General features: G+C 55.3%; 10 protein-coding genes and 1 riboswitch. Of the genes, 5 read left to right on the forward strand and 5 right to left on the reverse strand.

Annotated features, from left to right (window positions below):
- The first annotated feature begins 19 nt into the window (after positions 1-19).
- Positions 20-688, forward strand: coding sequence for a DUF1190 family protein (locus GEAM_RS15930; protein WP_034793312.1), 669 nt, complete (start codon positions 20-22; stop codon positions 686-688).
- A gap of 9 nt (positions 689-697) precedes the next feature.
- The gene (locus GEAM_RS15935; protein ID WP_034793313.1) at positions 698-1,858 is read left to right on the forward strand and encodes a glutathionylspermidine synthase family protein; all 1,161 of its coding nucleotides are present in this window, start codon (positions 698-700) and stop codon (positions 1,856-1,858) included.
- A gap of 72 nt (positions 1,859-1,930) precedes the next feature.
- Here the strand turns inward: GEAM_RS15935 and ygiD are convergent, their stop codons facing one another.
- Positions 1,931-2,719: a 4,5-DOPA-extradiol-dioxygenase gene (gene ygiD / locus GEAM_RS15940; protein ID WP_034793315.1), complete on the reverse strand. Its 789-nt coding sequence runs from the start codon at positions 2,717-2,719 to the stop codon at positions 1,931-1,933.
- 277 nt (positions 2,720-2,996) lie between these two features.
- Complete coding sequence (ribB, locus tag GEAM_RS15945) at positions 2,997-3,650, reverse strand: 3,4-dihydroxy-2-butanone-4-phosphate synthase (RefSeq protein WP_034793317.1); 654 nt, start codon at positions 3,648-3,650, stop codon at positions 2,997-2,999.
- 142 nt (positions 3,651-3,792) lie between these two features.
- A riboswitch (FMN riboswitch) is annotated at positions 3,793-3,967 on the reverse strand.
- Between the two features lie 134 nt (positions 3,968-4,101).
- Here ribB and ubiK point away from each other — a divergent pair.
- Entirely contained in the window at positions 4,102-4,368 is a 267-nt protein-coding gene (ubiK, locus tag GEAM_RS15950; protein ID WP_034793327.1) for a ubiquinone biosynthesis accessory factor UbiK, read from the forward strand.
- An 81-nt stretch (positions 4,369-4,449) separates the two neighbouring features.
- On the opposite strand, the gene hldE is transcribed toward ubiK, so the two are convergent.
- The 3 genes from hldE to GEAM_RS15965 form a co-directional block, all read right to left on the reverse strand.
- Entirely contained in the window at positions 4,450-5,877 is a 1,428-nt protein-coding gene (gene hldE, locus GEAM_RS15955) for a bifunctional D-glycero-beta-D-manno-heptose-7-phosphate kinase/D-glycero-beta-D-manno-heptose 1-phosphate adenylyltransferase HldE (RefSeq protein WP_034793330.1), read from the reverse strand.
- A 96-nt stretch (positions 5,878-5,973) separates the two neighbouring features.
- Positions 5,974-8,811 carry a bifunctional [glutamate--ammonia ligase]-adenylyl-L-tyrosine phosphorylase/[glutamate--ammonia-ligase] adenylyltransferase gene (glnE, locus tag GEAM_RS15960; protein WP_034793332.1) on the reverse strand — a complete coding sequence of 946 codons (2,838 nt, stop codon included), beginning with the start codon at positions 8,809-8,811 and terminating at the stop codon, positions 5,974-5,976.
- A gap of 86 nt (positions 8,812-8,897) precedes the next feature.
- Positions 8,898-10,205: a CYTH domain-containing protein gene (locus GEAM_RS15965; RefSeq protein WP_034793334.1), complete on the reverse strand. Its 1,308-nt coding sequence runs from the start codon at positions 10,203-10,205 to the stop codon at positions 8,898-8,900.
- A 239-nt stretch (positions 10,206-10,444) separates the two neighbouring features.
- Here GEAM_RS15965 and GEAM_RS15970 point away from each other — a divergent pair, with 239 nt between their 5' ends.
- A complete protein-coding gene (locus GEAM_RS15970; RefSeq protein WP_034793336.1) occupies positions 10,445-11,065 on the forward strand; it encodes a TIGR04211 family SH3 domain-containing protein in 621 nt (206 codons plus the stop codon).
- Positions 11,066-11,073: 8 nt separating this feature from the next.
- Positions 11,074-12,309: a multifunctional CCA addition/repair protein gene (locus tag GEAM_RS15975; protein WP_034793337.1), complete on the forward strand. Its 1,236-nt coding sequence runs from the start codon at positions 11,074-11,076 to the stop codon at positions 12,307-12,309.
- The last annotated feature ends 44 nt before the right edge of the window (positions 12,310-12,353 follow it).

Consider the following 12,353-nt stretch of genomic DNA (forward strand, 5'->3'; position numbering starts at 1 on the left):
CTATACATGGGATAATTCGATGAAACGGACACAAAACATCAATCTGGCTACCTTCCGGAAATCCTGGCGTAGCTACCGTATCGCACCTGTCGCATTAGCAGTCAGCGCCGTCTTTATGCTTTCCGCCTGCGAAAAAACCGATGAAACCGTCTCGCTTTACCAAAATGCGGACGATTGCTCAAAAGCCAACCCGTCAAACAGCGCGCAATGTACTGCGGCCTATGACGCGGCCAAGAAAGAAGCTGAAAAAACCGCGCCTAAATACGCCAGCCGTGAAGAGTGCGTGGCAGAGTTCGGCGAAGGCCAATGTACCCAAACCCCAGCGCAGGCTGGCATGGCGGCTCAGCCACAGCAGAGCGGCAGCTTCTGGATGCCTCTGATGGCCGGTTACATGATGGGCCGTATGATGGGCGGCGGCGCGGGCTTTGCTCAACAGCCTCTGTTCACCTCGAAAAACCCTGCCAGTCCGGCGGGCGGCAAGTTCGTTGATGCAACGGGCAAGAGCTATGGCCCAGCGACTGCGGGCGGGCGCACCATGAATGTGCCGAAAACCGCCATGGCACCTAAGCCTGCGACCACCACAACCGTGACCCGTGGCGGCTTCGGCGAAAGCGTCGCTAAGCAGAACACTATGCAGCGTAGCTCCGCGTCAACCACGCGTTCACCATCACGCAGCATGGGCGGCTAAGAGTCCCAGATGAAACGTTTACCGATTGCCGAGCGTCCAGACTGGCGAGAAAAAGCCACAGAATTTGGCTTCAGTTTTCACACCATGTATGGCGAGCCGTACTGGTGTGAAGACGCCTATTACGAATTCACCTTAGCGCAGATTGAAGAGATCGAAGACGCCACCGCCGACATTCACCAGATGTGTTTGAAGGTGGTGGAGAAAGTGGTCGCCGACGACGCGCTGATGGCGCAATTCCAGATCCCCAAGCACTGCTGGGAATTCGTCAGAAGCTCGTGGCGCACCCAACAGCCTTCGCTCTATTCGCGTCTGGATCTGGCTTACGACGGGGTTAACCCGCCTAAGCTATTGGAAAACAACGCGGATACGCCAACTTCGCTGTACGAAGCTGCCTTCTTCCAGTGGCTGTGGCTCGAAGAGCAAATTGCCGCAAGTAAGCTGCCGCAGGATGCCGACCAGTACAACAGCATGCAGGAAAAGCTGATTGAGCGTTTTGCTGAGCTGAAAAGCCAGCACGGTTTCTCTTTGCTGCATTTCGCCTGCTGTCAGGATACCGAGGAAGATCGCGGCACCGTGCAGTATCTTCAGGATTGCGCGTTAGAAGCTGAGTTAGCCAGCGATTTTCTGTTTATCGAAGAGATCGGTTTGGGCGAACGCGGCCAGTTTACCGATCCGCAGGATCAGGTGATCAGTAACCTGTTCAAGCTCTATCCGTGGGAATTTATGTTCCGCGAGATCTTCTCCACCAAGTTGGAAGATGCGGGCGTGCGTTGGTTAGAACCAGCATGGAAAGCCATTCTGTCCAATAAAGCCTTGCTGCCAATGCTGTGGAAGATGTTCCCGAATCACCCTAACCTGCTGCCAGCCTACTTCGCTGAAGAAGAGCATGCAGAGATGGATCATTACGTGATTAAGCCGCTGTTCTCCCGCGAAGGTGCCAATATCCGCATCATCGAAAAGGGGCAAGAAGTGGCGAGCGTCGATGGCCCCTATGGTCAGGAAGGGATGATCCACCAGCAGTTCCACCATCTGCCTAAATTTGGCGACAGCTATACGCTGATTGGCAGCTGGTTGGTGAACGATCAGCCTTGCGGCATTGGTCTGCGTGAAGATAAGGAGCTGATCACTCAGGATCTCTCCCGTTTCTATCCGCACGTAATCGTCGGCTAATTTTCAGGATCGACAAGACATATTAAGCGGGGAGCGAATTCAATTCACTCCCCGCTTTTTTATCTTTGAAGGTTAGCCAACCTGCACGGAGAGCATACTCAGCGAGCTCAGCACGATGCCGTCCGTCGGGGTGGAAATAGGCTCCACGCCATCCCAGCTTCCCAGCACATACAGCAGCGGCAGATAGTGCTCGATAGACGGGTTAGAGAGCGCAGCGCCCTCATGCTGGGAGAAGTTCACCAGCGGGTGCTGGCTGTCTTCGCCTTTCCAGCGCAGGTTCTCTTTCACATACTCATTGAACGAAGTCGCCCACGGGTAGTGCGCGCCGTCCCCGTCCCGCTGCATCAGGCGCAGGTTGTGAACCACGTTGCCGCTCGCCACAATCATGATGCCTTCATCGCGCAGCGCCGCCAGCTTTCTACCAATCTGATAGTGATATTCAGCAGGCTTGGTGCCGTCGATGCTCAACTGCACCACGGGGATATCGGCCTCAGGATAGACTTTGATCAGCACGCCCCAGGTTCCGTGGTCGAAGCCCCACTCGCTGGTGTCCGCAATCACGTCAATCGGCTTGAGCAGCTCTTGCAGCTTTTTCGCCAGTTCAGGCGAGCCGGGTGCCGGGTAACGCTGGTCAAACAGCGCCTGCGGGAAGTTGCCGAAGTCGTGAATGGTGCGCGGGTGCTCCATCGCGGTCACCGCCGTACCACGGGTAAACCAGTGGGCGGAGACGGCAACAATGGCTTTCGGGCGCGGCAATGTCTCGCCCAGCGTTTGCCATGCGCGGGTAAATTCGTTGTCTTCAAGCACGTTCATCGGGCTACCGTGACCTAAAAACAGTGCTGGCATACGAGGGGAAGTCATAACGTTTTCCTTGGCTCTGAGTGAATGAGGAGCAGAAACAGTTCTGCACGATGAAAATACGTTACTCTTTTTCTTTCACCCACACAGCCGGATAACTATGATGAAGTTGTTCAAAAAAGTTGAATTAATATTTCGCACCTTTTTGACCTTCGGGACGGGCTTTCTAATACACTTAGCCAGCTATCTATCAATTTCGTCTTTGTATTACCGAAATTATGCTTTAGGCACAAAAAAGGCCGCATAAGCGGCCTTTTTCGATGCACAAACAAAAACCCCGTTAGCTGGCTTTCTGCGTCTGCGACTGACGGTACGCCACTAAATCTTCAATGGTCAGTACCGGCATATTGTGTTTCTTGGCGAAGACAATCGCTTCTGGCGCGTGCGCCATGCTGCCATCATCATTGGTCAGTTCGCACAGCACGCCGAATGGCTTCAGACCGGCCAGTTTGACCAAATCAATAGAAGCTTCAGTGTGGCCGCCGCGAGTCAGCACGCCACCCGCCTGCGCGCGCAGAGGGAAGATATGCCCCGGGCGGTTCAGGTCAGAAGGCTTAGCGCCCTCTTTGATAGCAGTGCGAATGGTGGTGATGCGGTCAGCGGCAGAAACACCGGTGGTGACGCCTTCGGCCGCTTCAATTGTCACGGTGAATGGCGTTTGGTACGCGCTGGAGTTGGTCTCAACCATCATTGGCAAATCGAGCTTTTTGCGGCTCTCTTCGGTCATGGTGAGGCAGACAATTCCGCTGCCGTGGCGAATAGTCAGCGCCATCTGCTCAACGGTCATGTTTTCAGCTGCAAAAATTAAATCGCCTTCGTTTTCACGATCTTCGTCATCCAGCACCATCACACCACGGCCATTGCGCAGTGCTTCTAGAGCCTGCTCAACGCGCTGAGTCGGTGTACCAAATTCGGAAAGTAGGGTCTGATTCATGGTAAAAATAACCTCATAAACTGTATGTAATATACATGGATTACCAGAATCAGGGCGTCTTGAGGAGTTCACTGTAGCCCAGCGATGCCGTGCAACAGTGTGAAAAAATAACGCAGCAGGCAATTTTTTGCCTGGCTTGAACCGTTACTCTCTCCCATCCGGACTATAACCGTCGGCTCCGGGATCTAACCGGATCTGCTGACCTCAAACTGCAAAGTTTGAGCGCTCGCGGGCTCCCACTATGGCAGAAATGCGTTCCGCCAAAGAAGATGTGGTTTACCGCCGGTGGGGACTTTCACCCCGCCCTGAGAATAAGCAGTTCAACTATAACGCCAATAAAAGGTCTCGGCAACGTGTCGAATAGCCGAATAATGCCATCGCGAAGGTTTATAGAAAGGGTATCTAGGATTACACTAGGAGAAAGCTGCTAATTCGAGACAAGGGAAAAACCATGATCGACCCGAAAAAAATTGAACAAATCGCTCGTCAGGTTCACGAGTCAATGCCGAAAGGTATCCGTGAGTTTGGTGAAGATGCAGAAAAGAAAATTCGCCAAGTATTGCAGGCGCAGTTTAGCCGCATGGATCTGGTCAATCGCGAAGAGTTCGACGTGCAGACTCAGGTTCTGCTGCGCACCCGCGAGAAGCTGGTTGCTCTGGAGCAGCGCCTGACCGAGTTGGAAGCGAAATTAGCGACCGAGCAGAAGCCAGAAGCCTAATTCCCGGCGACCGGCCTTGCATAAAAAAACCACGCTCATGAGCGTGGTTTTTTATTATCTGTCGGCAGAGGTTAGCGACAGTCAGTCTTGGCTTTTAATCTGGTTGATGATGCCCGTGGTGGACAAGCCATCTTCGAAGTTCAACACGCGAACTTCGCCGCCGTTAGCCCAAACTTCTTTGCTGCCCGCGATCTGCTCTGGCTTGTAATCGCCGCCTTTCACCAGCAGGTCTGGCAGAATTCCGGCGATCAGGCGCTGCGGCGTGTCTTCTTCGAAGGCCACCACCCAGTCAACCGCACCCAGCGCGCCAAGCACAATCATGCGATTTTGCAGAGCATTGACCGGGCGAGTTTCGCCTTTCAAACGCTTGGTAGAAGCATCGCTGTTCACCGCTACAATCAGACGATCGCCGAGCTTACGCGCATTGGCTAAGTAAGAAACGTGGCCCGCGTGCAAGATGTCGAAAATGCCGTTGGTCATCACCACTTTCTCGCCGCGCTGACGCGCCAGCGCTACGGCCTCTTTCAGCCCAGCTTCGGTCATCACGCCAAAGCCCACTTCTGAACGCCCGCCAATCGCATCTTCCAACTCGACCGGAGAAACGGTTGAAGTCCCCAGCTTACCAACAACTACGCCTGCGGCGGCGTTAGCTAAGAAGCAGGACTCTTCCAGCGAGTTCCCGGCAGCCAAAGCGGCGGCCAGAACGCCGATCACCGTGTCACCGGCACCGGTCACGTCGTAGACTTCTTGAGCCTGAGTCGGCAGGTGCAGCGGCTCTTTGCCCGGTTGCAGCAGGGTCATGCCGTGCTCGGAGCGGGTTACCAGCAGGGCTGACAGCTCGAAGTCAGATACCAGCTTCATGCCGCGCTCGACGATTTCAGCTTCGTCTTTGCAGCGACCAACCACGGCTTCGAATTCAGACAGGTTAGGCGTCAGCAGGGTCGCGCCGCGATAACGCTCGAAATCCGATCCTTTTGGATCGATAAGCACCGGAACGCCGGCCTTCTTCGCCAACTGGATCATCGGCTGCACGTCTTTCAGTGCGCCTTTGGCGTAATCTGACAGCACCAGCGCGCCAGTTTTTGGCAGCGCTTGTTCGATCTTCTCCAGCATCGGATTGAGATCAACACCGTCAAAACCTTCTTCGAAATCGAGGCGGATAAGCTGCTGGTTGCGAGACAGCACTCGCAGTTTGGTGATCGTCGGGTGGGTTGCTAACGCCACGAAATCACAATGAACGTTAACATTGTCCAAGTGCTGATTCAGAGCACGAGCAGCATCATCGATCCCCGTCAGACCTATCAAACGAGATCCCGCGCCGAGTGACGCAATGTTCATCGCCACGTTAGCAGCACCGCCAGGGCGCTCCTCGATGGTGGTGACTTTCACGACCGGCACCGGCGCTTCTGGTGAAATACGGTTAGTCGGACCATACCAATAGCGGTCCAACATGACGTCGCCCACGACCAGTACGCCGGCACGGTGAAAATCAGGTAAAGTCACTTTCATCCCTTGCTCCAAAAACAGATACAACCTGACATAAAAATAGTGCGCCGGATAATATCACAAGCGCTCATACCGCGAAAAAAAGCTTGGACGCGGCGATTAACTGAGCCAGCCTTGCCAGCTCGCCAAAATTTGCTCGCGTTCAGTCGTAAAGCTATCGACAGCAACTTTGCCACTATGTTCCTGTAAAGCCAGATGATGGATTTCATCACGCAGCGTGACATAGGCGTGTTTTAGCCGCCGCGACTCATCCTCTGACATGATGTCGTATTGCGCCATCAGTTCGAAAATTCGCACGTTATCAGACCACTTGGTCAGGCCCGGCTCATCGTGGGCATAGCGCAGTACCAGATATTGTGCGATGAATTCAATGTCCGTGATACCACCCGGATCAGCTTTCAGGTCGAAGGTATTGCCTTTTTTGCTGCCAAGATGAGCATGCATCTTCTCGCGCATCTCGCGCACTTCTTTGCGCAAGGTGTCGGCATCACGCTGGCGGCACAAAATCTCACGGCGCGTGGTATTAAACTGGCGTGTCAGCTGCGGGTCGCCGTAGACCACGCGGGCGCGAACCAGCGCCTGATGCTCCCAAGTCCAGGCTTCGTTTTGCTGATAATCAGCAAAGGCTTCAATGGTGCTGACCAGCATTCCCGCCGCGCCGGATGGGCGCAGGCGTGCATCCACTTCATACAGAATGCCGGACGAAGTGCGGGTGCTGAACAGGTGCATAATGCGCTGGGCCAGCCGCAGGTAGAACTGGCGGCCGTCAATGCTGCGCTCGCCTTCGGTCATGACGTCCGGCGCGCAGTCGAGCAGGAAAACCAAATCCAGATCCGAGCTATAACCCAGCTCCCAACCGCCCAGCTTGCCATAACCCACCACGGCAAAACCGCGCCCTTCGCGGCTACGCAGGTGCGAAGGTTCGCCATAGCGCGTCACCATCTGCTCCCAAGCTTGCTGGATCACCGCTTCAAGAATGGCTTCGGCCAGATAGGTCAAATGGTCGCTAACCTTCATCACCGGCAGCGCGCCCGAGATATCCCCGGCGGCGATGCGCAGGTGCTGGGCCTGCTTAAACTGGCGCAGTGCTTCCAGCTGCTGCTCTTCGTCATCGGCAGGCACGCGCAGCAGATATTGGCGCAGCTCGTCGCGATAAGCATCTGGCGCAATCGGCTGGTAAAGGGTGCGCGGGTCGAGCAGCTCGTCGAGCAAAATCGGGTGGCGAGCCAGCTGGTTGGCGACCATCGGCGATGCCGCGCACAGGCGCACCAGCTGCTTTAGCGCGCCCGGATACTCCACCAGCAGTTCTATGTAAGTGGTTCGCGTGACGATATTGAGCAGCAGCAGGGTTAAGCGTTGCAGGGTAATATCGGCATTTTTGTAGCCACACACCTGCGCCAGCAGGTTCGGCATCAGCTGATCCAACTGGTCACGGCCGCGTGGCCCGATGGTGCGTTTATCCACGTCACGGCGGAATTCGGCGATTTGCCGCAGCAGCTGCCCTTGGGCTTCCGGCGCGAGTTGCGGCACCAAATGAGCGATATCATCGTGCTCAAGCGCATCAATCCACAGGCTGCTGAACTCGGCGTGCTGCGGATCTTCGCCGATGTCCGGCGTGTCATCACCAATCAAATCATCAAACACGGCGCGCACTGCCAGCATGTGGGCATTCAGGGCGTCGAGCAGCGTTGGCCAGTTAGGGAAGTCCATCCCCCATGCCAGACGCGCCTGATTGAGGTCGTCGGATGGCAGAGTTTGAGTCTGTTCGTCAGCAATCGCCTGCAACAGGTTTTCGAGGCGACGCAGGAACAGATAGCTTTCACGCAGCTGCGACACCTGCACGGCGGGCAGCAGCTCCAGCTCTTGCACCGCCTGCAAGGTCGGCAATAGAGAGCGCTGCTGTAAAGAGGGCTCGCGGCCGCCGCGGATCAGCTGGAAAACTTGCGCGATAAACTCGATTTCGCGAATGCCGCCCGCGCCCAGCTTGATGTTGTCCTTCAGGCCACGGCGACGCACTTCGCGGGCAATCATGCCTTTCATATTGCGCAGGGACTGAATCACGCTGAAGTCGATATAGCGGCGGAAAACGAACGGCATCAGCATCTTACGCAGTTCCTGACTGCTGCTGTCCTCGGCGCCGCCCATCAGTCGCGCTTTGACCATCGCGTAGCGTTCCCAGTCGCGCCCCTGCTCCTGATAATAGTCTTCCAACGCCGGGAAGCTCATCACCAGCGGGCCGCTGTCGCCAAACGGCCGCAGGCGCATATCCACGCGATAGACAAAACCATCAATGGTTGGCTGATCCAAGGCTTTAATCAGCCGCTGGCCGAGGCGGGTGAAGAACTGCGCGTTATCCAGCTCGCGGCGTCCGCCTTTGGTTTGACCATTCTCGGGGTAAGCAAAAATCAGGTCGATATCCGAGGAGAAGTTCAGCTCGCCGCCGCCCAGCTTGCCCATGCCGAGAATTAACAGCTTTTGCGGCACTCCTTCGGCATTCATCGGGGTTCCAAATTCGCGGCAGCAGGCGTCGTAGAGCCATTCGCGGGCGCTGACAATCAGGGTTTCCGCTAACTCGCTAAGCTGAAGCAGTGTCTCTTCGCACTGGCTGGTGAGCATGGCCTGTGACCACGCGATGCGAGTCAACATTCGCTTGCGGAACAGGCGCAGCGCTTTCATCAGCCCGGCTTCATCACTGACCTGCGCCAGCGCCTCGGCTAGCCAGCCGCGATAGCTTTGCCACTCCTGCGCGTGCGGCGGATGTTGCACAATCTCATGCCACCAGTCTGGAAATGCCAGCAGGTTTTCACTGATAAAATCACTGCTCGCGGCCACCGCCAGCGTGCTTTCATCAAGCTCTGGTAAGGACGCGGCGTGCTCCTGACAACGAATAACGAAGTTGTCAGCCTGACTTTGCAAAACAGAAGGGAGTGGCAACATGAGATCAGGTTCCTTTCGCAAAAAAGCCTGAGTCAGACTCAGGCCACTTGTTCAATTAAACTTCACCATAACCAAAACGCGGGTTCTTATTTGACTTTGCCGTTGAGCCAGAAGGCGTCCATCATCACGGCGTGCTGGCGGGCGGAATCTTCCCACGCATGCTGTTGCTGGATGATCGCCTGCTGCAATTCAAGCCAGCCATTGATGTATGGGCTGTACTCTTCGTGAGAGTAAGCGCCCGCTAACATATGGAAAGAGATAATCTGGCGTTTCAGGCGAGCCAGTTGGTCGCGGAAGCCATCTTCGTCCAGCGGCTGGCCGAATGCCTCTTTTAAATCTGCGGCGGTGCGGCCCAGCATGATATCTGCGAAACGTTTGAAGGAGCCATCGAGCTTTTTCTGTGCTTTCTCATCAATGAAAGGTTTCCACTGCTGAGTTGCCAACCATGAAGTAAGTGCTAACTTACATTTCAGATAGGCTGGGCTGTAACACACAGCCTGCGCGTCTGCGCCCTTCTGCTCTAGCGCGGGCAGTAAGTCAGTCAGCAAGGCACGCAGTTCAGTCGAGGCTTTACGTGGGATCAGGCCGCCGAACAGCACCAGCGTCTGGCGCACGGCTTCAACCGCTTGCAGCACGCTCAGGCGCACGGCCTTGTCACCGCGCACCCACAGCTCTTCGTGGTACTGCCACTGGTCCAGCGCGAGAGCCAAAATGCCCTCCATCGCCTGCTCTACCGTGGCTTTCGGCGCGGCTTTAAATACTGGCAGCGGGCGCGATTCGCGCACCGGATTGCCTTTCGCCAAGTGGTAACCCCGGGCAGCTTTACTCAACCCGCCCTGACGCAGGCCGCCGTTTTGACCAATCAACGCCGCGAGAGCCAGCAGGTCCGCGGTGTTGCCGCTTTTCAGCTCCAGCTCAATTTCAGCCAAAGGTTCGGACAGCTCGCCAGCCACCACTTCACCCTGATCCAGACCAAGCTCAATCTCGCTTTGCTGGTAAGTGATCACCCACTTCTCACGCATGAAATTGGTGGAAAACAGCGGCAGCAGCGCCTTCTGCAGCGCGGCGACTTTGCAGCCTTCCGGCCAGATTTCTTTCGGGAAAGCGCTGAGTTTCAAGGTCGGCTTCTTCAGCTCAACATTGTATTCCGGGCGCTGATGCAAGCCCCCTACCACGCTACCGGCGGTTTTGATGGTCATCTCATATTGGTCGTCAAAACCGCGAATACGCAGGCCCATATCGTGGCTGCGCATCCAGTTATCAGCGGTTTCGTAATAGATGTTGGTCAGCTTCTGTGGAGCAGAATGTTCGCTGGAAAATTGCGCCAATTGCTCCGGTAATTCGGCGATAGCCGCGGCAGTGGCGATAAACTTTAATTCTATTTCTACGGTCATAGTGATCTTCACACCGAGTTCTGGATGTCAAAAGGCTGTCATAAAGCCGACAAAAGGAGTTAGCGATAAGTCGCAATTCTAACACAGGGTCTGGCCGCAAGCCGCATGCAACGGGATAGTAAGATAGTTCCCATTCCTGTTTATACGTTGCGTAGTCAAACTGTTGCCCTTAGTATCAAACCCTCATAACGTCGGTTCCTACATCGCGTTCCATAAATTCACAAAGAAACGATGAAATAATGCAGAAACTCCGCCTAATTGGTCTCGCTGTGCTTAGTTTAAGCATCACTTGGGGCGCTCACGCCGATGAAAAGCGCTACATTTCCGACGATCTGATCACTTATATCCACAGTGGTCCGGGTAATCAATATCGTATCGTTGGCACCCTGAATGCCGGTGATGAAGTCACCCTGCGCAGCGTCAACGACAGCACTAAATACGGCGAAATCATTGACTCTAAAGGTAAAACCGCCTGGATCCCGCTGGACCAGTTGAGCAATGTGCCAAGCATCCGCACCCGCGTTCCTGACTTGGAACAGCAGGTGAAAACGCTGACTGACAAGCTGACCAACATTGATTCCAGCTGGAACCAGCGCACGGCTGAAATGCAGCAGAAAGTCTCTTCGAGCGACGGCATCATCAATGGCCTGAAGAAAGAGAATCAGGACCTGAAAAATCAGCTGATTGTGGCGCAGAAGAAAGTGAGCGCAGTGAATGTTCAGCTTGACGACAAGCAGCGTACTATCATTTTACAATGGTTCATGTATGGCGGCGGCGTCGCCGGTGTTGGCCTGCTGTTGGGCTTAATCCTGCCGCATCTGGTGCCTCGCCGTAAGAAAAATGATCGCTGGATGAGCTGAGTCACATAATGGAAATCTATCTGGTCGGCGGCGCAGTCCGAGACAGTTTATTAAATCTGCCGGTTACCGAGCACGACTGGGTAGTGGTTGGCGCCACGCCAGAATATATGCTTGCTGAAGGATATCAGCAGGTTGGCAAGGACTTCCCCGTGTTCTTGCATCCGGTGACTCACGACGAATATGCGCTAGCTCGTACTGAAAGAAAATCTGGCAGCGGCTACAACGGTTTTACCTGTTACGCCGCGCCGGATGTCACCTTAGAGCAGGATTTGATGCGTCGCGACCTGACCATCAACGCCATCGCCAAGAGCGCCGAAGGTGAACTGTTCGACCCTTACCACGGCCAGCGCGATATCGAAAATCGCCTGCTGCGCCACGTTTCTGATGCCTTTGGTGAAGACCCGCTGCGCGTGCTGCGCGTGGCGAGATTTGCCGCGCGCTTCGCCCATCTCGGTTTTAGCGTCGCGCCAGAAACTCAGCAACTCATGCAGCAAATGGCCAGTTCCGGCGAGCTTGAAGCCCTGACGGCCGAGCGCGTGTGGAAAGAGACCGAAAAGGCGCTGCAAACGCAGGACCCGCAGGTCTTCTTCCAAGTGCTGCGTGACTGTGGCGCGCTGAAGGTGCTGTTCCCAGAGGTTGACGCGCTGTTTGGCGTGCCCGCGCCGGAGAAATGGCATCCAGAAATCGATACCGGCATTCACACCCTGATGACCCTGAAAATTGCCGCAGAGCTGACGCCGGATGTGGATATTCGCTTCTCCGCACTCTGCCATGACTTGGGTAAAGGGCTGACCAATCCGGAATATTGGCCGCATCACCACGGCCACGGCCCGGCGGGCGTCAAACTGGTGGAAAATGTCTGCCAGCGGCTAAGAGTGCCAACCCATATTCGCGATCTGGCGAAGCTGGTCGCGGAATTCCATGACCTGATCCACACGGTCAATAAACTGCGTCCGGAAACCCTTGTTAAGCTGTTCGACACTATTGATGTTTGGCGCAAGCCGCAGCGGCTCGAACAGATGATTTTCACCAGCGAGGCTGATGCTCGCGGGCGAACCGGCTTTGAGCAGAACCCTTATCCTCAGGGCGATTACCTGCGCGGGGCCTATGCTGCGGCGCTCACCGTGTCGATTAAAGACATTGTAGATTCAGGTTTGCAGGGGTTGGAAATCAAAGAAGAGCTGAAGAAACAGCGTATTCGCGCCATCGCCGACTGGAAAGCGCTGCAAGATCCTGCCGAATAACTTCCCGCGTTCAAACATCAAACAGCAGGCGCAATGGCACCTGC

The organism is Ewingella americana ATCC 33852 (assembly GCF_000735345.1).
Classification (GTDB): Bacteria; Pseudomonadota; Gammaproteobacteria; order Enterobacterales; family Enterobacteriaceae; genus Ewingella; species Ewingella americana.

What these genes read in the sequence shown, in the direction of transcription:
- GEAM_RS15975 (WP_034793337.1), top strand. Translation starts at nt 11,074, where the DNA reads ATGGAAATCTATCTGGTCGGCGGCGCAGTCCGAGACAGTTTATTAAAT.
- ribB (WP_034793317.1), bottom strand. Translation starts at nt 3,650, where the DNA reads ATGAATCAGACCCTACTTTCCGAATTTGGTACACCGACTCAGCGCGTT.
- GEAM_RS15965 (WP_034793334.1), bottom strand. Translation starts at nt 10,205, where the DNA reads ATGACCGTAGAAATAGAATTAAAGTTTATCGCCACTGCCGCGGCTATC.
- GEAM_RS15935 (WP_034793313.1), top strand. Translation starts at nt 698, where the DNA reads ATGAAACGTTTACCGATTGCCGAGCGTCCAGACTGGCGAGAAAAAGCC.
- glnE (WP_034793332.1), bottom strand. Translation starts at nt 8,811, where the DNA reads ATGTTGCCACTCCCTTCTGTTTTGCAAAGTCAGGCTGACAACTTCGTT.
- GEAM_RS15970 (WP_034793336.1), top strand. Translation starts at nt 10,445, where the DNA reads ATGCAGAAACTCCGCCTAATTGGTCTCGCTGTGCTTAGTTTAAGCATC.
- ubiK (WP_034793327.1), top strand. Translation starts at nt 4,102, where the DNA reads ATGATCGACCCGAAAAAAATTGAACAAATCGCTCGTCAGGTTCACGAG.
- hldE (WP_034793330.1), bottom strand. Translation starts at nt 5,877, where the DNA reads ATGAAAGTGACTTTACCTGATTTTCACCGTGCCGGCGTACTGGTCGTG.
- ygiD (WP_034793315.1), bottom strand. Translation starts at nt 2,719, where the DNA reads ATGACTTCCCCTCGTATGCCAGCACTGTTTTTAGGTCACGGTAGCCCG.
- GEAM_RS15930 (WP_034793312.1), top strand. Translation starts at nt 20, where the DNA reads ATGAAACGGACACAAAACATCAATCTGGCTACCTTCCGGAAATCCTGG.